The sequence below is a fragment of the Actinomadura geliboluensis genome (assembly GCF_043197915.1).
Taxonomy (GTDB): Bacteria; Actinomycetota; Actinomycetes; order Streptosporangiales; family Streptosporangiaceae; genus Spirillospora; species Spirillospora geliboluensis.
Genome location: NZ_JBICUA010000009.1, coordinates 206984 through 228394, shown reverse-complemented (window position 1 = coordinate 228394; position 21411 = coordinate 206984). Strand labels below are relative to the sequence as shown.

Below are 21411 nucleotides of genomic sequence, written 5' to 3'. Positions count from 1 at the left end.
CGCGGTCATCAGTGGTCGTCAGCGGGGCCGGCGAGCGACCGGCCGCGCCAGTGCTCGTCCCGGAGCAGCCGCTTGTACAGCTTGCCCGTCGGTTGCCGGGGCAGCGGCGAACGGAATTCGATCGAGCGCGGGCACTTGTAATGGGCGATGCGCTCCCGGCAATGGCCGATCAGCTCGGCGACGAGTTCGGCCGAGCCGTCCACCCCGTCGGCCGGCTCCACGACGGCGTGGACCCGTTCTCCCATCTCGTCGTCCGGGATGCCGAAGACAGCGGCGTCGGCCACCTTCGGGTGCAGGACGAGAACGTTCTCGGCCTCCTGGGGGTAGATGTTCACCCCGGCCGAGTTGATGACGTACGCACGGCGGTCGGTCAGATACAGGAACCCGTCGTCGTCGAGATATCCGATGTCGCCGAGCGTGGTCCAGCCCCGTCCACGCGGATCTCGTACGCCCTGGGTCCCCTCCGGATCACGGTGGTACTCGAAGGCGGACGACCCCTCGAAGTAGATCGTCCCGGCCCGCCCGGCAGGCTGCTCCGCCCCGTCCTCGCCGAGGATGTGCACCGGCATGTCGAACATGGCTCTGCCCACGGATCCCTTGTGCGCGAGCCACTCCCGGCAATCGCAGTAGACGAAGCCGGACCCCTCGGTGCCGGTGTAGTACTCGTGGATCAGCGGGCCCCACCACTCGATCATGCGCTCCTTCACCTCCACCGGGCACGGCGCGGCGGTGTGCACGGCGCCGCGGAGGGAGGTGAGGTCGTACTTGTGACGCACTTCTTCGGGCAGCCGTAGCAGGCGGATGAACATCGTGGGGACGAGCTGGGTGAAGGTGACCCGATGCCGTTCGATCGACCGGAGGAGTTCCTCGGGATCGAACCGTTCCGGGATGACCACCGTCCCGCCCATGCGATGGACGATGAGCGCCAGGAACAGCGGCGCCGCGTGATAGAGCGGCGCCGGTGAGAGGTGGACGGTGGCGTCGGTGATGCCGAAGAGCCCGCCTACCGCCTCACCCGCCGGATCGTACGGATAACTTTCGGTGGGCAGCGGCAGCTTGACGCCCTTGGGGCGGCCGGTGGTCCCGGAGCTGTAGAGCATCCGCGCACCCTCGGCCTCATCGGCGATGGGTGTCGCGGGGCGCCCGGCCAGCGCGGTCTCGAGCGGCTCCCATCCCACCGGCGCGTCGTCCCGCCGGCCGATCAGCAGGCGGCGCTCGACCGCGGGGGCGGCGACCGCCCGGGCGGCCTCGATCGTCGCGTCCGTGGCGATGAGGACCCGGGCGCCGCAGTCGTCGACGATGCGGCCGAGCTCCTCGGCGTTCAGGAGGGTGGAGCACAGGGTGTAGTGGAGTCCGGAACGCTGGGCGGCCCAGACCACCACGAAGAGTTCGGCTCTGTTCTCGGCCACCAGCGCGATGTGGTCGTCGCGGCGCAGCCCGGCCGACCGGAACAGGTGTGCCAGCCGGTTGGCGGCCGCCTCCAGTTCGGCGTAGGTCATGGACCGGCCGTCCGTCATGATGACGGCCGGCTTGTCCGGGGTGCTGCGCGCGTGGGCCCCTGGGTGCATTGCTCTCACTTCGCTTCGTGAGACGAGTAGCCGGCCGGCGGCCGGAAACCGCCGATGAGGTCGCGCAGGAGCCCGGCGAAACGGGTGGCCGTGCGGTCCTCCAGGTAGGGGGCCACGATCTGGATTCCGACCGGAAGCCCGTCGCGGGTGAGCCCGATCGGCGCCATCGCCGACGGCAGCAGGGGCATGTTGATCATGCCCGACCAGGTCGTCATGTCCGAGAGGTAGCTGCGGGTCTCGCCGTTGACGGTGGTCCGGCGCTCCTCCTGGTCGGGGGCATGGTCGTGCGGGATGGCCGCCGTGGGCACCACCGGGCAGAGCAGCACGTCGTGATCCTTGAAGAACTCGGCCCACCGGGCGCGTATCCGGTGCCGCTCCTCGTCCAGACGGTGCCAGTCGCGGGCCCGCTGGGTGACCAGCCTGGGGTCGAAGACCGCGCCGGTGTCCCCGTCCCCCAGCGCCAGGGCGGCCTCGAAGTCCTCGTCACCGAGCACGCCCGCGCCGACGCCCATCAGCAGCCCGAGATAGACGCGGTGCGACTCCTCCAGCCCGACCGGCCGCGCCGTGTCGTCGACCTTGACACCCGCCTTCCGGATCGCCTCGACCGCGTTCTGCATGACCGCGAGCACCTCGCGGTCCACCGTGCAGTAGGCGTCGTCGAGCCAGACCGCGACGCGGAAGCCGGTCAGCGAGGCGGCGCGCGGAGGAGGCAGTTCCAGCCGCCAGGCGACCGCGCGTTCCGAGTCGGCGCCGCTCAGGATGTCCAGCCCGAGATCGAGGTCTTCGGGGGCGCGTCCCATCGGGCCCAGAACGGCGAGGTCCATCTCGCCCAGCCCGCCCGGGGAGGGGGGAATGTGGCCATGGGCCGAGACGATGCCGTGGCTGGTCTTCAGCCCGTAGACGCCGCAGTAGTGCGCGGGGGTGCGGATCGAGCCGGCGATGTCGCTGCCCACCTCGAACCCGGTCAGTCCGGCCGCGAGCGCCGCGGCCGAACCGCCGGAGGACCCGCCCGGCGTGCGGTCGACGTTCCAGGGGTTGTTGGTACAGCCGAATACCGGGTTGAACGACTGCCAGTCCGCGCTTCCCACCGGCACGTTGGTCTTGCCGAAGATCACGGCCCCGGCGGCGCGCAGCCGCGCCACCGTTTCGGCGTCGGTGTCCGGGACGTGGCCGGCGAGTTCCGGCACGCCTCCCGTGGTCCGGATCCCGGCGGTCTCGATGGCGTCCTTCACCGTCATGGGCAGGCCGTGGAGCGGGCCCCACAGCTCGCCCCTGGCCAGCGCCTCGTCGGCGGCCAGCGCGCGGCCGCGGGCCTCCTCCTCCGCGAGGGTCACCACCGCGTTGAGCCCGGGGCCGAACCGCGCCACCCGGCGCAGGTACTCCTCCAGCAGCTCCCGGCTGGAGATCTCCTTGTTCCGCAGGGCCTCGGTCAGCTCGCTGGCCGAACGGAAGGCGATGTCGGTCACGATGCCTCTCCTTCGCTCATTCGGAGTCTCTTCTTCGCTTACTCGGTCATTTCGCCCGGACGTCCGGGCACCGCACCGCGCGTGCCGGCGAGGGCGGCGACCACCTCGGACGCCGCGCGCTCTCCGGAGCGGACGGCGCCCTCCATGTAGTTCATCCAGATCGCGGAGGTCTCGGCCCCCGCCCAGTGGATCGGGCCGACGGGCTCGCGCAGGGCCGGTCCGTAGCGCGTCCAGGCGCCCGGCGGGAGGTTCGAGCCGTAGCACCCGTGCGTCCACTCCTCGGTGGACCAGTTGGTCTCGGCGTAGTGGGTCGGCCACATGGCCTGCCGGCCGAAGTAGCGCACGAGACTGCCCAGCACGGCCGACCGCCGGTCGCCGGCCGGCAACCGGGCGAAGGCGCGGGCGCGGTCGGCGACGACGAAGCCCATCAACACTCCGTGGCCCCGGTCCGGCGGCGAGTCGTCGAAGACGGCCGATACGCACTCCTCCGGGGACAGCGCGCTCCCGGAGCGTCCGGCCGCTCGCCAGAACGGTGTCTCGTAACGGCAGTGGATCTTGATGGTGACCCCGGTCGCCATCCGTTGGTGAAGTTGCCGGCGACCGGGAAGGCCCGGCTCGTAACCGATCCGGTCGCCGAGCGCGACGGGCACCGCGACGATCACCCGCCGGGTGGTGATCGAGCGTCCGGCGGCCTCCACGACGGCACCGTCCCGGCCGTGCCGGATGCGGTGCACCGGCGAGCCGAGCCGCACGCCGCCTCCGCCGTCCGTGGAGGCCAGGCGTTCCGCGAGACGGATCGCGAGGAGCTGCGAGCCCCCGCTGAACCGCCTCTCCTGGGCGCCTCCGGCCACGTCGGTCAGCATGCTCGTCGATCCGGCGGAACGGATGTAGGTCAGTACGTGGAGCAGGGACAGCTCATCGGCCTCGGCCGCGAGAACGGCCGAGAAGGCCAGCCGCAGGAGGGCCATCGTGGTCGGCTCGGTGACCCGGAGGGAAAGCCAGGTATGGAATGTCCGGGCATCCCATTCAGCGGCGCGCTCGGCCCGCCAGGGCGCCTCGACCGGAATCTCGGCGGCCAGCCGGTCGAGCTCGTCGAGCACGGGGCGGGCCAGCTCGAACGTCTCGGGGGTACGGGCGCCCCGCCAGGTCGTCCGCCCTTCATGGTGGGTGGGGAAGGTCTCGACTCCCACGTCCTCCGCCAGGGCGGCCAGCCGGTCCTGGGTGGGCCCGATGTACTGCCCGCCCGCCTCGATCGTCCAGCCGCCGGGCATCGGACGGTTCCAGGTCCGCCCGCCGACCCGGTCCCGCGCCTCGACCACGATCACGCTGAGACCCGCCCGCCGCACATCCCGTGCGGCGACCAGACCGGCCAGACCAGCTCCGACCACGGTGACGTCCGCGAACTCCTCGAAACCCAACCGACCCACCCCCACTGTCGTTCGTGCGCAGCTCCCAGGTGAGCCATGTCTAGCAGCGCAAACGACGGCAGGCAAGACCGGTATTACCAGTTTCTCAAGGCCATTGAAGCCCCGGGCCGGTTCGGTTATCTTGGCGCCACTGGTATTACCTGCTTTACCTGATCGAGGAGTGTCAGTGTGAGCGGCGCCTTCGCACCGGCCATGGCCGGCAGCACACATCGGCCCTGGGGGGCGCATGGTCCAGTCCCCCCCGGCACCGGAGCGGGAAGGATGCGATAGGTCGTATGGCAGGCACGATCGACTGAGCCGATGCCGTCACCGAGCGCCGTGGAGGGACCATGAACAGAGCAGACGTGGGAACGCCTCGAAGGGAGTCGCAGGCGAATCGCATCGCCCGGCTCCTGGTCGAGGACATCCGGCGGGGCACCCACCCCGTGGGCGACCGGATTCCCAGCGAGCGCCGCCTCGCAGAGCGCTTCGGCGTGTCACGTCCCGTGATCCGCGAGGCGGTGTCGACGCTCATCGGTTACGGCCTGCTCGAGGTGCAGATGGGCCGCGGCACATTCGTGGTCGGGCAGCCCACGGACGGCACCCCGGCCGAGCATCTCAGCCTCCAGGACGTCGTCAACGTCCGCGAGGTGCTGGAGGTCGGCGCGCTGCGGCTGTCCGCACGCCAGGGCGGCGACCGGGGAAAGGCGAAGGTCTCCTCCGTCCTCGACGACCTGACCCGCGCGGTGGCGGCGCGGGCGGAGACCGCCGAGCTCGACAGCGCCCTGCACGCGGCGGTCATCGAGGCGAGCGGCAGCCCGCTTCTGATGTCCCTGTGCCAGGGACTGCAGCAGCAGATAGACGCGACCATCCGCATCTCGCCGCACGGCCACAGCATGAGCGCCGAGATCCTCGCCCTTCACCGGGAGCTCGCGGACGGAGTGCTGCACGGCCGCGTGGACGAGGCCGTGGACGCATGCCAGCAGCTGTACGAGCAGCACCGCGAATTCCTGCGAGGGCTGCTCGGCTGAGCCCGGAGGGGCCCGAACCTCTGCGCCCGGCCACGTCAGGACCGATCAGTACCGAACTCTTCAGTTCCCTTCCGTGCACCGCATCTCCGGTCCGCCGGCGCACAACGAGATGGAGGCCCCCCATGGCGAACTCTCATCACGTCAACGAAATCCGCCCCGCCCCGTCCGGCCCGCCTGCGGCGGCCCGGCTGCGCTGCCAGCACCTGGCCGATCCGCTCGCGGTGGGCACCGCCCACCCGGTGTTCTCCTGGGTCCCCACGGGGCCGGGCGGCGACCAGACCGCCTACCAGCTTCTGGTGGCCGGGGATCCCGGGTCGCTCAACCCCGGCGGGGCGGACCTCTGGAATTCGGGCCGGGTCGCCGGCGACCGGGTGAACGGCGTCGCCTATGAGGGCCGACCGCTGACCGGCGGGCGGCGCTACTGGTGGACGGTGCGCCTGTGGGGGGCGGACGGCGCGCCTGGGCCGTGGGCGCCGCCCGCGACGTTCGAGACGGGCCTGCTGGGCCGGGAGGAATGGCACGCGACGTGGATCGCGGCCGAGGCCGGCATCTCCTCGCCGCTGCTGCGGACCGAGTTCGAGGTGCCCGGCCGTGTCCGCCGTGCCCGCGCGTACGTCGCCGCGCTCGGCTATTACGAGATGCGGCTCAACGGGCGGCGTGTGGGCGACCGCGTGCTGGATCCGGCCCCCACCGACTACGACCACGACCCCGGCCTGGTCGACGGCGAGGGCGAGGCCGCGCGAATCACCGGCCCGCGGGTGCTGTACTCCACGTACGACATCACCGACCTGGTCGTGGGCGGCGCGGACGGTGCCGCCGCGGTCAACGCGGTCGGGCTCGTCCTCGGACACGGCTGGTACAGCGCCGAGGACGACCTCGGGCCCAGGCCGTTCCCCCGCACCCCGCTCGGGGACCGCCCGGCGGCGCTGCTGCAGATCGAGATCGAGACGGACGACGGCCGCAGGCTGACGGTGGTCTCGGACGGCGGCTGGCGCACCGCGCCCGGTCCCGTCCTTTACAACGACTACGCCAACGGCGAGCGCCACGACGCCCGGCGCGAGCTCCCCGGGTGGGATCGCCCCGGATTCGCCGGCGGCCCGGAGTGGCGGCCCGCGATCGCCAGGCCCGCCCCGGCGGGGGCACTGCGCGCACAGCTCGTGGAGCCGATCCGGGTCGTCGAGACGCGGGCCGCGCGACGTACCGTCTCCGAGCGCGATGGCCGGCGGGTCGTGGACTTCGGCCAGCACGTCTCCGGCTGGACCAGGATCCGGGTGAGCGGGCCCGCGGGCGCCGAGGTCACGGTGCGGCACGCGGGCGATGTGGACGCCGCCGGCGCACTGGACCCGTCCGCCAATCTCGCGCCCTGGATGCCGGCGCGGCAGACCGACGTCTACGTGCTGCGGGGCTCTCCGGCCGGTGCCGGGGAGCACGAGGTCTGGGAGCCGCGGTTCACCCTGCACGGCTTCCGCTACGCCGAGGTCGGCGTGTCCGACCCCGAGGTCACGGTGCATGAGATCGAGGCCCGCGTCGTCCACTCCGACGTGGAGATGCCCGGCGAGTTCCGCTGCTCGGACGGGATGCTCGAACGGATCCACGCCAACGTCGTGTGGAGCCTCCGCGCCAGCCTCCAGGGGTTTCCGCAGGACGCGGCGGACCGGGCCGAACGGGTCGGCTGGCTCGGCGATCCCGGCTGGACGATCGAGGACTACCTCTACGGCTTCGACTCGCTCGGGTTCTGGCTGAAGTGGCTGGACGACCTGGCCGGCGCGCAGCTTCCGGACGGCCGGTTCCCGATCATCTGCCCCATCATGTGGCGCGGCCGGCTGGCCGACTCGATCCCCGAGGGCGCCCTCGGCGAGATGGACGAGGAGGGGGCGGACTTCACGAAGATCTTCTGGCCGTATATGGACAAACCAGACTTCACGATGACCACGTACACGAGCATCGCGTGGAACCTCTACCGCTTCTACGGTGACCGGTCCATTCTCGAAACCCACTACGAGCGGATGCGCCACGGGCTGGACTTCCTGCGTTCCCGTGCCGACGACTTCATCGTCGAGGAGGGTTGGGGCGACCACATGGAGCCCCAGCCGGATGGCACGTGCAGCGTCGACCCCAAGCGCACCCCCATCGCGCTGACCTCGACCGCGTGGTTCCACGCGGTGGCCACGATGGTCGCCGACGCGGCCGAGGCCATCGGGCGCCACGTAGACGCCATCCGCTACCGCGAGCTCGCCGAGTCCATCCGCACCGCGTACAACGAACGCTTCCTCGATCCGGCCTCCGGCCGCTATGCCTCCGGATCGCAGACCGCGCAGGCGCTGTCGCTGTGGCTCGGCCTGGTGCCGGCCGAGCACCGCGACCGCGTCGTCCGCGCGCTGATCGAGGAGATCAAGGACCGCGACGGGGGGCGGCTGAGCACCGGGACCATGGGCACCGCGGCGCTGCAGCACGTCCTCAGCGACGTCGGCGCGGCCGACGTGATGTACGAGATCGCCACCCAGCCGGCGTTTCCCGGCTGGGCGTACCAGGTGGTCAACGGGGCGACGACCCTCTGGGAGACCTGGGGCGGCGACGAGCACTTCAGCCGCAACATGAAGCTGCTGGCGTCGATCGAGAAGTTCCTCTACAACGACGTGGCCGGTCTGGCGCCCGCGGCGCCCGGATGGCAGCGGATCAGGGTGAAGCCCGCGCTGACGCACCGGATGACCTCCGCGTCCGCCCGGGTACGGACGGTACGAGGCGACGCGGCCGTCGGCTGGCGGGCCGGCGACGGCGTACTGCGCATGGACCTGGAGGTCCCGGCCACCAGCGTGGCCGAGGTATGGCTGCCCCTGTCCCCTGATGCGGAAGCCCCCGTCCTGATGGCGGGCGAGGACAGCGTCTGGGCGCCGGACGGCCTCGCCGACATCGCCCTGAGCAGGGGGATCCGGAGCGCCCGGCGTGCCGCCGGGCACGTCGTGATCGAGGTGGCGCACGGCCTCCACACCCTGACGCTGACCTCCGAAGGGGCACGGCGATGAGCCGCGGGGCCCGCATCCTGGCCTGCGGCGCGTTGACGCTGCCCTTGGTGGTGGCGGGATGCGGGAACGGGGCTCGCGACGCCGACTCCCTCGAGATCTCGACGATCTCCGGGGCGCCCGACGACCCCATCGACACCGTCGTGCGGGAGTTCCGCGCCGCCAACCCCGGCGTCACCGTCACCGTCAAGAAGGCCCCGTTCGACCAGCACCTGCAGGGCATCCGCAGGCGGTTGAGTACCGGCCGGCCGCCGGACGTGGTCACCACCCTGCCGGGCTACGGCGAGCCCTCGTCCTCGGCCTCGCTCGCGGACAGGGACCTGCTCCTCGACCTGAGCGCGAGCCCGTGGACCAAGGAGATCCTCGAGGCCGACCGGCGCATCACCGGCGACGGGAAACGGACCTTCGTCTACCCGGTGAGCTCACAGGCCGTCGGGACGTTCTTCGACCCGACGGTCCTCGCCCGGGAAGGGGTGTCGGTTCCCACGACGTTCTCCCAGGTCCTGACGCTGTGCCGGACCGTCGCGCGCAAGGGGAAGACGGCGTTCGCGATGACCGGGCAGGAGGGGGCCGGGCTGACGGTCTTCGTGGCCTTCGCCCTCGCGGCCTCGGACGTCTTCGCCGACGACCCCCGGTTCGGCGAACGCCGCCTGGCGGGAGGGACGACGTTCGGCGGCACCGCCGGATGGGCCCGGTCGATGGAGCGCTTCCAGCAGATGAAGGACGCCGGCTGCTTCGACAAGGGCGCCGCCGGCTCCAGCCGCGAGGCGGCGGCACGGGCCTTCGCGAAGGGCGATGCCCTGATGGCGGTCGGAACGACGGTGACGCTGCGGCTGTTCCAGGCCGGCGACCCGAACCTGAAGCTCAAGATGTTCCCCTTCCCCGGCAGCGACGACCCGGCCAAGGTGCGGATCCCCGTCGGGCCGGCGGTCGGCCTGGTGGTGCCGAAGAAGGCCGGCAACCCCGAGCTCGCCAGGAAGTTCCTGGACTTCTACGCCGAGGGACGGGAGCGGTACGCCCAGCTGGACGCTAGCGTCCCCGCCATCCCGGTGGGCACGCGTGGGCCGGACGTGCCGGACTACGCGGAATCGCTGAGACCGTACCTGCGGGCCGGCAAGACCGCGCCGATCATGGACCAGCACTGGCCGAATCCGGAGGTCCGCACGCAGTACGCGAACGGCCTGACCGAGATCCTCCTCGGCAAGAAGGACCCGCGGCCGTCGTTGAAGGCCATGGACGCGGCCTGGACCGAGCAGGCGCCGTAAGGACCGGTGGGGAGACACGATGACGGACACGATCATCTGCCCGTACGGACCGATCGCCGCAGCGCCGAGTCCGGTGAGGCCGAGACCGTGGTGATATCGGTACGGCGGCGCGAGCCGCACCGGGAGGCGACCGCCGGGGTCCGGAGAACCGGCGGGACCGGCCGGGCCACCGCCTCGGCGCGCAGGGTGCCCTGGGTCTTCGTGGCGCCGGCGGCCGCCCTGTGCTCGGCGACAGTGCTCGGCCCGTCCCTGCTGGGCGCGTTCTACGCCTTCACCGAATGGGACGGGTTGACCGCCCCGAAATGGGTCGGGCTGGGCAACTTCGCCGAGTTCCTCACCAGGCCGGAAGGCACCGGCGTACTGGCCCACACCCTCGTGATCGTGATCTGCTACGTGGCCGGGGTGAACGCCGTCGGGCTCGGCCTCGCCCTCGGGCTGGAGCGCACACTGCGAACCCGGAACGTGCTGCGGACGCTGTTCTTCCTGCCGGCCGTGGTGAGCCCGCTGGTCGTGGCGTACGTCTGGAAGTTCATCCTCGATACGCACGGCCCCCTCAACGCCGCGCTGGAGGCCATCGGGCTCGACGCGGCCGCGCAGCCCTGGCTGGCCAAGCCCGAGACGGCGCTGCCGGCGATCGTCGGCGTGATGGTGTGGCAGTTCTCCGGCTACCACATGCTGATCTACATGGCCGGGCTCCAGGGGATCCAGTCCCAGGTCCGCGAGGCGGCGATGGTCGACGGCGCGGGGACCTTGCGGCTCTTCCGGCACATCGTCCTGCCGCAGCTCAGGCCCGCGATCGCGATCGGCGTCGCCCTGTCGACGATCCTGTCGTTCACGCTGTTCGACCAGGTGATGGCGCTCACCGGGGGCGGTCCCTCCGGGAAGACCGACACCCTCGGCACCTACGTCTACAAGCAGGCGTTCGTCAACGGACAGTACGGCTACAGCGCCGCGGTCGCCCTGCTCCTGGTGGGCGTCGTGTGCGTGGCGGCGGTCGGCCAGCTCCGAGCGCTCCGCACGGAGGATTCCTGATGCACCGGTACACGCGCTGGTCGGCCTTCCGCGAGATCTCCCTCTGGATCGCCGCGGTCCCCGTCCTGGCGCCTTTGTATTTCGTCATCACGACCGCGCTGCGGCCATCCGGGGACACGGCCGGATCGCCGTTCGCCCCGCCCGCCCGGCCCACCGCCGGCAACTTCTCGGAGGCCTGGGGGCAGGCGGGAGGGGACACGGTGTCGTTCGGCCAGGCGCTGCTCAACAGCACGCTGGCCACCGTCACGGTGGTGGTCCTGCTCGTGGCCGCGGGCGCGCCCGCCGGATACGCGCTGGCCCGCCGCGGCTCCCGGCTCGGCAGCCTGATCTTCGGCCTGTTCACCCTCGCCCTGATCTTGCCGATCCAGCTCGGACTGATCCCGTTGTACGCCTTCATGGTCGAGACCGGACTGGCCGGAACGCTGGCCGGGCTGGTGCTCGTCTACACCGGGCTGCAGATGCCGCTGGCGGTCTTCCTCTACACCGGGTTCTTCCGGGCGCTTCCGACCGCCTACGAGGAGGCGGCCCTCGTGGACGGCGCGTCCCCGATACGGATCTTCGCCCAGGTCGCGCTCCCCCTGGTGCGTCCGGTGACCGGTGTTGTCGCGGTGCTGACGGGCCTGTTCGTATGGAACGACTTCTTCATCGCGGTGGTCTTCGTCGGTGACACCGACAGGGCCACCCTGCCCGTCGCGGTCTACTCGTTCGTCGGCCGGTTCTCCACCAACTGGCCCCTGCTCCTGGCCGGCGCCATGATCGCCCTCGTCCCCGTCCTCCTGCTCTACGCATTCATTCAACGCTCAGTCACGCAAGGCTTCACCAGCACCCTCCGCGGCTAGAGAGGACGCCGTTCGGCCTGGACCACCTGCCCATCGAACGGCCAGGTGGTCGTCCCTCCGCTACAGGGACTGGCCCCGGTCCGGATGCTCGCCCGCGTGACGGTGAGCGGCGCCTCGTCCCGCGCGAGTGTGCCGGTCACGTCCGGCAGCATCTTGGGTCCGGCCAAGGATCAGCTTGGCGCCTTCACAGTACTGACCCGGGTCGGGCCGCGAGCTGCGCTGCGGTAGCGGTAGGCGGGCGGCGCTGCAACCTGGCTGCCCGCCGATGCCTTGAGCAGTGTCGTGCCGCCGGGCGGGAGGACGAGCGCTCCGTACACCTCCCGATCCTCGATCGCCGAACGGGCCGCCGCGAGATCGGGGTAGGTGCGCACGTCGAACATGCCTTCGGCGCCGAGCCGCTCGCTCGCACCCCTCTTTGCCAGCCGACCCCGAGAAGGTTCACGCGCGAGCGGCGGCGGGAGTGTCCAATGAACGGCGGATCCGATGATCAAGGAGATGCCTGGTAATTGGCATTGTCGTCGAGGACGAGTCCGCTGAGTGACGTCATCGACTTGTAAGGGTCGGCGTGGACAGAGCAGATCTACCGTGACGGCATGAAGATGTTCAGTCTGTCCCTCTCCGCGCTGGCAGTCGTGCTGACCGCATGCGGCGGTGGGACCGCTGAGCCGGGCATCGCCGCGCCGTCGGCGACGGTTTCAGCACCGACGAGCGCGGCGCCGAGCAAGGCGTCCGTCAAGGAAGCACCCGCGTTGCTGAGGTTCCGGGGAGCCAAGCTCGATGGAACGGCGTTCGACGGCGAGAGCTTGGCAGGCAGGCCGGTAGTGCTCTGGTTCTGGGCGCCGTGGTGCCCCAAATGCCAGGCCGAGGGGCCCGCGGTCGCCAAGGCCGCTCAGAAGTACGGCGACAAGGTCGCCTTCGTGGGCGTCGCCGGGCTCGACAAGGACAAAGCGGCGATGGAGAGGTTCGTTTCGCGCACCGGGACGTCCGGGATCGTCCAACTGGACGACCGGACCGGCGCCCTCTACAAGCACTTCAAGGTCACCTCGCAGTCCTCTTATCTGATCGTGAACCCCGAGGGTGGCAGCCACCCGGCGGTGGGTCCGTTGGACGAGGCCGAGCTGTCCTCCCTCATCGATAAGCACGCCCTGTAAATGGACGACCTCGCACTCGCGTTGGCCGCCGGATTGGTCGCGGCGTTCAATCCGTGCGGCTTCGCGATGTTGCCTTCGTTCCTGGCCCTGCTGGTTTCCGGGCCCGGTGGTGCGGCGCGGGCGCTGCGGTTGACGGCGGCCATGACGTTGGGCTTCATCACCGTCTTCGGAATCTTCGGCCTGGTGATCAGCGTCGCGACCGCTCCGATCCAGCGGCACCTGCCGTGGGTCACCGTCGTGACCGGCGGGCTCCTGATCGTGCTCGGCGTCTGGCTGGCGTCCGGGCGGGAGCTGCTCCTGCGGCTTCCGCGCCTGAACGTCGGCCGGCCGACCGGCTCGTTCGTCGCCCTCTACGGATACGGCGCTTCCTATGCGGTCGCCTCATTGTCGTGCACCATCGCGCCGTTCCTCGCCGTCACCGGGCTGGTCTCCGGGAGCGGCGATCTGCTGGACGGGCTGGCCGCGTTCGTCGCCTACGGTGCCGGAATGGGCCTGGTCATCGGACTGCTGGCCCTTCTCGTCGCCCTTGCCCAGGAAGCCGCCGTCCGAAGGACCCGAGCGGTTCTTCCCCACGTCTCGCGAGCCAGCGGGGTGTTCCTGCTCCTGGCAGGCGTCTATGTCGGCTACTACGGCTGGTACGAGTTGCGTGTCAACGCCGGAGCCTTCGCCGACGACCCGATCGTTGGTGCCGTCACCGACATTCAGGGGCAGGTCACCACATGGCTCGACGCCCTCGGCGTCCGCTGGATCGCCGGGGCCTTCGCTCTCGCGGTCGTCCTGGCCATGGCGCTCCGCAGGCGCAGGAAGCAGTCCGCTTCTCCCTCGGCAACCGACAACGTGACGTGATCCGCAGGTGACGTGGGGAACGCCCGGCGCTGGTAGCGATCAGTGGAGCGCCACCCGTTCGGTGAGGACGTGGCGTACCGTTCGTGCTCGGGGTCGCGCGGCCGCCATCAGGTAACCAGGCGCTCGAAGGCTTCAAGGGTCCTCAAGATGCACGGGAAGGCGACCGATGGGCTTTATACAGCGCTTCGACCACGTCGGTATCACCGTTGCCGACCTCGACGCCGTGACGGCGTTCTTCGTCAGCCTCGGATTGGAGGCCGACCAGAAGATGGCCGTGGAAGGCGAGTTCCTGGACACGGTGATCGGCATGAGCGGCGCCGCCACCGAGATCGTCATGCTGCGACCGCCTGGAGGCGGAACGACGTTGGAGCTTTCGAGCTTCGTACGGCCGGACCACCTCGCGGGTTCCCCGGCCGCACCGGCCAACGAACTGGGCCTGCGCAACGTCGCTTTCGAGGTGGGGGACCTGCAGGCCGCCGTCGATCAGGCTGCGGCCGACGGCTACGGCCTGGTGGGAGGCATCGGCGAATATGAGGGCGTGTGGCGGATGGCCTACGTCCGCGGGCCTGAGGGAATCATCGTGTCGCTGGCCGAGCGCGTCCACAAGTAGGGAGACCTGGTGAGCACAAGGGTGACCGACGAACAGATTCAGGCTCTGGCTTCGACCGCGAGACCTTTCAGCCTGGCGCTCCTTCAGTGGACTCCGGAGCGAACCATGAACGGCGCGGACGCGGTAGAGATTGAGCATCAGCGGCGCATGGTGTCGCTTCGTGCCGAGGGGGTGATCGCCGTCCTCTGCCCGGTCGCCTCCGACACCGTGGCGGGCGTCGCGATCATGACCGTGCCGGCTGAGGAAGCCGCCGAGATCATGGCTGACGACCCCTGCGTGCAAGCCGGGATGATGCGCTGCGATGTCCATCCCTGCCACGGCTTCCCCGGCGATGCTCTCCCCACCTGAACGATCCAGTTGGGTCGCAGTGCAATCTTCATAGTCCCTGGGTCAGCATGAGGACGATCTGCTCGGCTGCGGCGCGGGTGTCATACGTCGGGTCCTCGAGGAACTCCGCGACGACGGCGTCGATCATCCCGCCGACCAGGATCGCCCGGGTCCGCAGGCTGTCCGCGTCCGCCGGGCGGCCGTCCGCCTCGGCGGCCTCGCGTAGAAGGGCGGCCAGCGGGGCCCAGCGTTCCTGCCCCGGCGGCCGCGCCCGGTCCCCCTCGTCGGCTGCGGCCAGGCCGGCCTGCACGATCGTGCGGGCGTGCTCGGGATGGTCCGTCAGGTAGCCGATCATGGCCCGCACGTAGGCCCCGGGAGCCTCTCGGGGCGAGGTTTCCTCGACTTTTCCTGCCACGTGCGTGACCAGGGCCGTCATCACGTGCTGGTAGGCCGTGGCCAGGACGGCGTCCTTGGTCGTGAAGTGGTAGACCACGGTGCCCTTGGCCACCCCTGCGGCCTGCGCGATCCTCGACAAGGAGGCCGCGGCGTGCCCGTGCTCGGCGACCAGGGTGATGGTCGTGGCGATGATCTGGGCGCGCCGCTCCCGCTCGATCCGGGTGAGACCGTCGGGCCCCGACGCGCGCGCTGGCATGGGACGAGGCTACTCTGGAACCCAGGATTTGACCGAACGGTCAAAAAAAGGGGGACCATGGAGGAGGACGTCCAGGACGCGACGCCCGAGGACGGTGCCCGCAAGGCCGCGCGCAAGCGGCGTCGCCGCCGGGCCGGTGGCATCACCGCCGGGGTGCTGGTGGTGGCGGTGGTGGCCGGCGCATTCGCGCTGCGCACACCGAGCCCTGTGGGGCACTGGAACTCGAAGGCCGGGTACGAGGCGTTCATGGCCGACTACAAGCGGGCCTGGGAGGCGATGCCCGCACCGGACAAGACACTGGACGTGCGCACCGGGTTCGGGTTCGTGCGCGTCTACCGGTTCGAGGCCACCACCGACGCCCCGGCGAAGCACCCGTTCGTGCTGCTGCCGGGCCGGTCCTCGCCCAGCCCCATCTGGGCGGACAACATGCCCTCCCTGCTGGAGCTCGGGGACGTGTACGTGCTCGACCTGCTGGGCGAGCCCGGCCTGAGCGTGCAGATGGTCCCGATCGAGGACTTCGCCGACAACGCCGCCTGGCTCGACCAGGCCCTCGCCGAGCTGCCCGAGGAGAAGTTCAACCTGCTGGGGCTGTCCATCGGCGGGTGGACGGCCGTGAACATGGCCGCCCATCACCCCGAGCGGGTGGCCGGCCTACTGCTGATCGACCCGGCCTACACGTTCGGCAGCATCCCCGCCGAGACGGCGGTGCGCGCGATCCCGGCCTCGGTGCCCTGGCTGCCCAAGTCCTGGCGCGACTCTTTCGCCTCCTACACCGCCGGGGGCGCACCGGTGGAGGACGAACCGGTGGCCCGCATGATCGAGACCGCGATGAGCGCCTACTCGATCAAGCTGCCCCAGCCCGCCCGGATCCCAGAGAAGGACCTGAAGGGCCTGAACATGCCGGTCCTGGCGATCCTGGCCGGCAAGTCGGTCATGCACGACACCGCGAAGGCCGAGAAGGTCGCCAAGCGTGTCCTGCGGGACGGGACCGTGGTCGTCTACCCGCATGCCTCCCACGCGGTCGGCTCCGAAGAGGCCGGCGCGATCGCCAAGGAGATCAAGGCTTTCCTCGCCGCTCACGCATGATCCCTCGTCCGATGAGTTCGGTTCCGGCGGCTGGTCGGAACCTCGACACGACACTCACGAACGGAGGTATGAGCATGGGCAAGGTCATCGTCGATCTGAGCGTGTCCCTGGACGGGTTCATCGCCGGGGCCGGCGCCGGCCTGGACAGCCCCCTCGGTGTCGGCGGTGAGCGGCTGTTCCATTGGTTCAGCGCGGGCCCGGAGTCCAACCGCGTCAACCAGTGGTTCTGCCCGCCCGACGCCAGCAGGCAGGTCATCGAGGGCTGGTACCGCGACATCGGGGCGATGATCAGCGGGCGGCGGACGTTCGACGTCGCCCGCGGGTGGCGGGACGGCCATCCCATCGACGTGCCCATCTTCGTCGTCACGCACAAGGCGCCGGCCGAGGGCGAGTGGAGCCCGCGGGTCTCCTTCGTCACCGAGGGCGTCGAGCAGGCCGTGGAGCTGGCGAAGGAGGCCGCCGGCGGACGGGACGTGTCGGTGTCGGCCGCCGAGACCGCGCAGCAGTTGATCCGCGCCGGGCTGCTCGACGAGATCCGGCTGAGCATCGCGCCGTGCCTGCTCGGGTCGGGCGTCCGGCTGCTCGACGACATCGGGCCGGAGCCGCTCGACCTTGAGCAGATCTCCATCGTCCCGTCGGACGGCGTGACCCACGTCCGCTACCGCGTCGTCCGCTGAAGCGAGGCGGGCCGGGGAACGGGTCCGGATCCGGAACGCGGCTACTGCGACGCGCGGGGTCTTAAGGCTTCGGCGAACCGGGTACTAGGCGTGCCAAATGCTGGCGAGCTGTCGGGTGGCCAGGCGGGCCGGGATTGCGCGCAGCAGGGTGTCACGCACCCAGGCGGCGGCCCCGGTCCGAGAGGTCAGCCGGGACTGCCGTTCGGCGGCTCGCATCATGCGGTTGGCACGCGGGCGGCGCTGTGCGTCGTAGCGCAGCAGCCGCTCGGCCACGTGTGCGGGCTCGGCCGCCGCCAGGTGGCGGGTGAGCGAGGCGGCGTCCTCGAAGGCCTGGCTGGCGCCCTGCCCGAGGTCGGGCGTCATGGCGTGTGCGGCGTCGCCGAGCAGCGCGATCCTGCCGGACGCGAACGTCGGCAGCGGCTCGGCCAGGCAGGCGATCGGATCGACGTAGACGTCGTCGGCCGCGGTGGCCGCCAGCAGTGCGGGGACGGCCGGATGCCAGTCGGCCATCAACTCCAGCATCAGCTCACGAGCCCGCTCCGGCTCCGGGACGGTTTCGGGCAGCGGAGAGTCGGTGAACCAGTACAGCCCGTCCGAGCCGAGGGGGAACAGCCCGAACATCGCACCGGTGCGCCGGTCGATCAGGATGCCGGCCAGCAACTCCTCCACGTCCGGCTCCGCGGGGCGGGGCAGGGTGCCGCGCAGGTCCATGCGGCCGATTCTGCGCGGCCCGCGGTGGCCGGGGAACAGCTGTACGCGCAGCCTGCTGCCGATCCCGTCGGCCGCGATCACCACGTCCGCCTCGTCGACGCGCTCGCCGCCGCTGAACACCACCACCGCGTCCTCGCCGGCCTCCAGCCGCTCCACCGGTGTCGCGGTCCGCACCGCGCCGGCGGGCAGCGGGGCGCGCAGGGCGCGGTGCAGCTCCGTCCGGTCGGCCACGATCATCGACCCGACCTCGCGTTGCGCCTGCACGGCGTCGGTGACCAGCAGCGGCCGTCCGCGCCAGTCGCGCAGCCCTCCGGTGCGGGCGGAGGTGGACCGCGCTCCGCCGATGTCAGTGGTGTCGTAGCCGAGTTCCTCCAGCGCCCGCAGCCCGTTGGGCATGATCACCACGCCGGTGCCCGCCTCGCGGAGCTCGGCGCCCCGTTCGTAGAGGACGACCTGGTGCCCCTGGCGGTGCAGCCCCACCGCCGCCGTCACCCCGCCCAGCCCTGCACCGACCACCACGACGCGCATGACACCCTCCATTCACTACGATCGTACTACTACGGCTATTGGTAGCATGGTGCGGTGCCGCCCACCAACCTCGCCCGCCGCCAAGCCCTGACCGACGCCGCCATCGACCTGCTGGCGGCCTCCGGAGTGCACGGTGTGACCCACCGGACGGTGGAGAAGCAGGCAGGGCTGCCGGCCGGCACGGCGTCCAACTACTTCCGCAGCCGCGAGGCCCTACTGGTGGCCGCGGCGGAGCGGGTGGTCGAGCTGCATTTGGCCGACATGGAGCAGGCGGCCGAGCACCAGCCCGCGGGCGGCGCCGACCTGGTGGAGATGCTGACCGAGTCGTTGTTCACGGCGGCGACCGCACTGCGCGACCGCTACCTTGCGATCTTCGAGCTGCGACTGGAGGCGGTGCGCCGCCCGGCGCTTGCCGCGGCGCTGGCTGGACTGCAGGAGGCCGCGGTGCGTTTCACCGCCGGGCTCCATGACCAGCTGGGGCTGAAGATCGCACCCGAGAAGGTCCCCGCGCTCATCGCGCTCTACGGCAGCGCCCTGTTCGCCCTGGTCAGCGCACCACCCGGCGCCGTCACCCGGCCCTCCGTCAAAACCATCGCCGACACCATGGTGCACGGCTCGGCCGTACCGGATCCCTAACGCGGGCCGTGGTCGAGCTACGCCGCTCACGCCCCGAAGCGGCGGGAGAAGGCCGCCCTGATGCTGCTCGACCAGAGGAACGGTTGGACGCCGAACCAGATCACGCCCAGGGCTGTGAGCAAGGTGGTGAAGGAGGTGTCCAGTTCGATCTCCATGCCGTACCTCCAATCCGCCAGCTCGTAGACCGGCTTGGCCCAGAACAGGGCCACCACGCCCTCGACGGGAACCGCCACGGCGAGCAGGGCATGGCGGACGGGCGGGGCAGTCACCCGGCCGGCGAACGACCAGTTCATCACGGTGAAGGCCAGCATGAACGCGAGTGTGCCCAACGCCCAGGGAACTCCGAAGCCCTCTTTGGCCTCACTACTCTCCCCGTACGTGTACACCGAGACGATTCCCACGTGAAGGGCGCCGAGAATCAAGATCATGCTGCCGAGGCTGAGGAGCGGTCTGTGCGACAGGAACCACAGTCCGCACATGACGATGAAAGCCACGACCACCAGCAGCAGACCGGGCGAAGCGTGCGTGTAGTACTCGAGGGGAAACCTGTCGCCGACCTCGCTCCACGGTGAGACCAGGAAGGTCAGCATGGAGAGTACGGCGCAGACGAGGGCCACTCTGATCAAGATCGTTTGATGGCGCTGGAACGGGATGTCGCTGACGGGTGAGGAGAGAAGGGAAGTACGGGGCTGCGGACGATCCTGGACGGGCGGTCCGATGTCGACCGCAGTGTTGCCGGTCGAGTTGAGGGCGGCGTTGAGCAGGTCGCGGACCTGGGCGGGGTGGAGCCTTTCGTCGGGGTTCTTGCGCAGTAGGCCATCGAGGGCTTGGGCGAGTGGGCCGCCGCACCGGGGTGTGGGTGGCTGCCGGGTGGCGATCGCGACGAAGACGGCGCCGTGGCTGGGACCGTCGAACGGTCGGCGGCCTTCGACCGCCACGTACAGGGTGGCGGCCAGGGACCACAGGTCCGAGGCCGGGGTGACCGGCTCGCCCTCCACCTGTTCGGGCGACATGTAGGCGGGCGTGCCCAGCACCATGCCCGAACGGGTGATGGTGGCATCGCCCTCCAGCGCGGCGATGCCGAAGTCGGTCAGCAGGACCCGGTCGCCCTCCAGGAGCACGTTCGCGGGCTTGACGTCGCGGTGGACCACGCCCTGGGCGTGCGCGGCCGACAAAGCGTCCAGCATCGCCAACCCGAGGGCGGCGACCTGACGCGGCGGAAGCGCTCCCTGATCGGCCAGCACCTGCTCGAGGGATCGGCCGCGAACCAACTCCATCACGATCCAGGGACGGCCATCGTCGCCCGTCACCCTGTCATGGACGGCCACGATGCCGGGGTGCCGCAGCCGCGCGGCGGCGCGGGCCTCGCGGTCCATCCGCGCGTACCAGTCGCGCCGTTCCCGGTCGGTGACCTGTTCGGGCACCAGAAGCTCCTTGACGGCGACCTCGCGGTCCAGTTCGAGGTCATGGGCCTGCCACACGGACCCCATCCCGCCCCGGCCGATCCGGTCGAGCCTCCGGTACCGGCCCGCCAGCACCCCGTCACCGTCCCACCCCATGATCAGAACCTACCGATGCGGGACCGACGGCCGTTGACGATCCGGATAACTGTCAGACATCGGTGTTCGGCTGAAGGTCACGTCCAGTGGGGTGGTGCAAGGAGTCGTGGTTTCAGCGGCTCACGGTGGTCTCCCGCTGCACATACGACAGCTTTTCGGGGTTGCGCACGTGGTAGGCGCCGATGATGAAGCCGTTCTCGACCCGCACCGCCACCACGCCGTCGATGTTCCCGTCGACGCGGACGAGCAGGCCCGGACCACCATTGATCTGTACCGGCTCGACCGTCCTTTCGGCGTCGCGCTTCCACCAGCCGGCGGCGAGCAGGCGCGCCACCTTGTCGGCCCCGATGACGGGCTTGAGCAGGGCGTGTCTGATTCCGCCGCCGTCGCTCAGGGCGGCGACGTGCGCCCGTGCCCGGTAGGCGAGCTGGCGGACCGCCGCCGGGGTCTTGTCGACGGCTTCGGCGATCTCGTCGTAATCCAGGTCGAACACCTCGCGCAGCACGAACACCGCCCGCTCGATCCCGCATGCCCAGCCCACAGGTACTCGGAAGCACGTACTTCACCATCCGGGAGACCGGCGACCTCCGCAGGATCGGGGAGTCCGAGGAGCGCATCACCGCCGTGGTGGCAGGGGCGACCGGACGGTTGGGACGCCACGTCGTGGACGTCCTGACCGAGAGGGGACACCAGGTCGTGCCGGTGTCCCGGGCCACCGGCGTGGACATCATCACCGGTGAGGCCCTCACCGGGGCCGACGTCGTCATCGACGTCGCGTCGTGGCACGCCTCCGACCAGGAGGCGGCGACGGAGTTCTTCCGCACGTCGGCCCGCAACCTGCATGAGGCGGGCCGGAAGGCGGGGGTCGCCCGGATCGCCATGGCGTCCATCATCGGCGTCGACGGCTCCGGCATGCCCGATGCCGAGATCGCCGGGGAGTTCACTTGGCGCGACGGTGTCCGTTACTCCCTCCTGCGCACCGACCCTCGACCTTGACCTCG

21 protein-coding genes are annotated in these 21411 nt (G+C 70.6%); 13 read left to right on the top strand and 8 right to left on the bottom strand.

Features of this window, described 5'->3' with window-relative positions:
- Window positions 1-8: 8 nt before the first annotated feature.
- From ACGFI1_RS28190 to ACGFI1_RS28180, 3 genes are read right to left on the bottom strand one after another with little or no spacing between them, the layout of a single operon-like run.
- Window positions 9-1568 (bottom strand): AMP-binding protein, encoded by a 1560-nt coding sequence (locus ACGFI1_RS28190; RefSeq protein ID WP_392789448.1) that lies wholly within the window; start codon window positions 1566-1568, stop codon window positions 9-11.
- A 5-nt stretch (window positions 1569-1573) separates the two neighbouring features.
- Window positions 1574-3034 (bottom strand): amidase, encoded by a 1461-nt coding sequence (locus ACGFI1_RS28185; RefSeq protein WP_386873924.1) that lies wholly within the window; start codon window positions 3032-3034, stop codon window positions 1574-1576.
- 38 nt (window positions 3035-3072) lie between these two features.
- On the bottom strand, window positions 3073-4452 hold the full coding sequence (locus ACGFI1_RS28180) for a flavin monoamine oxidase family protein (protein ID WP_392789446.1): 1380 nt from the start codon (window positions 4450-4452) through the stop codon (window positions 3073-3075).
- A gap of 338 nt (window positions 4453-4790) precedes the next feature.
- On the opposite strand from ACGFI1_RS28180, the gene ACGFI1_RS28175 reads away from it, so the two are divergent.
- The 5 genes from ACGFI1_RS28175 (at window position 4791) to ACGFI1_RS28155 (ending at window position 11627) form a co-directional block, all read left to right on the top strand.
- Complete coding sequence (locus tag ACGFI1_RS28175; RefSeq protein ID WP_392733607.1) at window positions 4791-5471, top strand: FadR/GntR family transcriptional regulator; 681 nt, start codon at window positions 4791-4793, stop codon at window positions 5469-5471.
- Between the two features lie 122 nt (window positions 5472-5593).
- On the top strand, window positions 5594-8494 hold the full coding sequence (locus ACGFI1_RS28170) for a family 78 glycoside hydrolase catalytic domain (RefSeq protein WP_392789443.1): 2901 nt from the start codon (window positions 5594-5596) through the stop codon (window positions 8492-8494).
- On the top strand, window positions 8491-9756 hold the full coding sequence (locus ACGFI1_RS28165) for an ABC transporter substrate-binding protein (protein WP_392789441.1): 1266 nt from the start codon (window positions 8491-8493) through the stop codon (window positions 9754-9756). The genes ACGFI1_RS28170 and ACGFI1_RS28165 overlap by 4 nt, the downstream gene beginning before the upstream one ends.
- 6 nt (window positions 9757-9762) lie before the next feature.
- Window positions 9763-10788 (top strand): carbohydrate ABC transporter permease, encoded by a 1026-nt coding sequence (locus tag ACGFI1_RS28160; protein WP_392789439.1) that lies wholly within the window; start codon window positions 9763-9765, stop codon window positions 10786-10788.
- Window positions 10788-11627 carry a carbohydrate ABC transporter permease gene (locus tag ACGFI1_RS28155; RefSeq protein ID WP_387072750.1) on the top strand — a complete coding sequence of 280 codons (840 nt, stop codon included), beginning with the start codon at window positions 10788-10790 and terminating at the stop codon, window positions 11625-11627. Before ACGFI1_RS28160 ends, ACGFI1_RS28155 begins: the two co-directional genes overlap by 1 nt.
- Window positions 11628-11797: 170 nt before the next feature.
- On the opposite strand, the gene ACGFI1_RS28150 is transcribed toward ACGFI1_RS28155, so the two are convergent.
- Window positions 11798-12007 (bottom strand): hypothetical protein, encoded by a 210-nt coding sequence (locus ACGFI1_RS28150; protein ID WP_392789436.1) that lies wholly within the window; start codon window positions 12005-12007, stop codon window positions 11798-11800.
- A gap of 213 nt (window positions 12008-12220) precedes the next feature.
- On the opposite strand from ACGFI1_RS28150, the gene ACGFI1_RS28145 reads away from it, so the two are divergent.
- From ACGFI1_RS28145 to ACGFI1_RS28130, 4 genes are all read left to right on the top strand, one after another.
- The gene (locus ACGFI1_RS28145; RefSeq protein ID WP_392789434.1) at window positions 12221-12778 is read left to right on the top strand and encodes a TlpA family protein disulfide reductase; all 558 of its coding nucleotides are present in this window, start codon (window positions 12221-12223) and stop codon (window positions 12776-12778) included.
- Window positions 12779-13624 (top strand): cytochrome c biogenesis CcdA family protein, encoded by an 846-nt coding sequence (locus ACGFI1_RS28140; RefSeq protein WP_392789431.1) that lies wholly within the window; start codon window positions 12779-12781, stop codon window positions 13622-13624. It begins immediately after the preceding gene.
- A gap of 166 nt (window positions 13625-13790) precedes the next feature.
- A complete protein-coding gene (locus ACGFI1_RS28135) occupies window positions 13791-14234 on the top strand; it encodes a VOC family protein (RefSeq protein ID WP_387072740.1) in 444 nt (147 codons plus the stop codon).
- A 21-nt stretch (window positions 14235-14255) separates the two neighbouring features.
- A complete protein-coding gene (locus tag ACGFI1_RS28130; protein ID WP_392789429.1) occupies window positions 14256-14582 on the top strand; it encodes a hypothetical protein in 327 nt (108 codons plus the stop codon).
- 28 nt (window positions 14583-14610) lie between these two features.
- On the opposite strand, the gene ACGFI1_RS28125 is transcribed toward ACGFI1_RS28130, so the two are convergent.
- Window positions 14611-15213 (bottom strand): TetR/AcrR family transcriptional regulator, encoded by a 603-nt coding sequence (locus ACGFI1_RS28125; protein ID WP_386873936.1) that lies wholly within the window; start codon window positions 15211-15213, stop codon window positions 14611-14613.
- A 57-nt stretch (window positions 15214-15270) separates the two neighbouring features.
- On the opposite strand from ACGFI1_RS28125, the gene ACGFI1_RS28120 reads away from it, so the two are divergent.
- Together ACGFI1_RS28120 and ACGFI1_RS28115 are read left to right on the top strand one after the other, a co-directional pair.
- Window positions 15271-16299, top strand: coding sequence for an alpha/beta fold hydrolase (locus ACGFI1_RS28120; protein ID WP_387072735.1), 1029 nt, complete (start codon window positions 15271-15273; stop codon window positions 16297-16299).
- 74 nt (window positions 16300-16373) lie between these two features.
- A complete protein-coding gene (locus ACGFI1_RS28115; protein WP_392789426.1) occupies window positions 16374-16976 on the top strand; it encodes a dihydrofolate reductase family protein in 603 nt (200 codons plus the stop codon).
- 84 nt (window positions 16977-17060) lie between these two features.
- Here the strand turns inward: ACGFI1_RS28115 and ACGFI1_RS28110 are convergent, their stop codons facing one another.
- Window positions 17061-18227, bottom strand: a complete 1167-nt coding sequence (locus ACGFI1_RS28110; RefSeq protein WP_392789424.1) for an FAD-dependent monooxygenase — start codon at window positions 18225-18227, stop codon at window positions 17061-17063.
- A 42-nt stretch (window positions 18228-18269) separates the two neighbouring features.
- Between ACGFI1_RS28110 and ACGFI1_RS28105 the strand changes: the two genes are divergently transcribed.
- Window positions 18270-18851 carry a TetR/AcrR family transcriptional regulator gene (locus ACGFI1_RS28105; RefSeq protein ID WP_392733585.1) on the top strand — a complete coding sequence of 194 codons (582 nt, stop codon included), beginning with the start codon at window positions 18270-18272 and terminating at the stop codon, window positions 18849-18851.
- A gap of 26 nt (window positions 18852-18877) precedes the next feature.
- Here the strand turns inward: ACGFI1_RS28105 and ACGFI1_RS28100 are convergent, their stop codons facing one another.
- Both ACGFI1_RS28100 and ACGFI1_RS28095 read right to left on the bottom strand, forming a co-directional pair.
- Entirely contained in the window at window positions 18878-20410 is a 1533-nt protein-coding gene (locus ACGFI1_RS28100; protein WP_392789422.1) for a serine/threonine-protein kinase, read from the bottom strand.
- 112 nt (window positions 20411-20522) lie between these two features.
- A complete protein-coding gene (locus ACGFI1_RS28095; protein WP_392789419.1) occupies window positions 20523-20921 on the bottom strand; it encodes a sigma factor-like helix-turn-helix DNA-binding protein in 399 nt (132 codons plus the stop codon).
- A gap of 17 nt (window positions 20922-20938) precedes the next feature.
- On the opposite strand from ACGFI1_RS28095, the gene ACGFI1_RS28090 reads away from it, so the two are divergent.
- On the top strand, window positions 20939-21406 hold the full coding sequence (locus ACGFI1_RS28090) for an SDR family oxidoreductase (RefSeq protein ID WP_392789416.1): 468 nt from the start codon (window positions 20939-20941) through the stop codon (window positions 21404-21406).
- The last annotated feature ends 5 nt before the right edge of the window (window positions 21407-21411 follow it).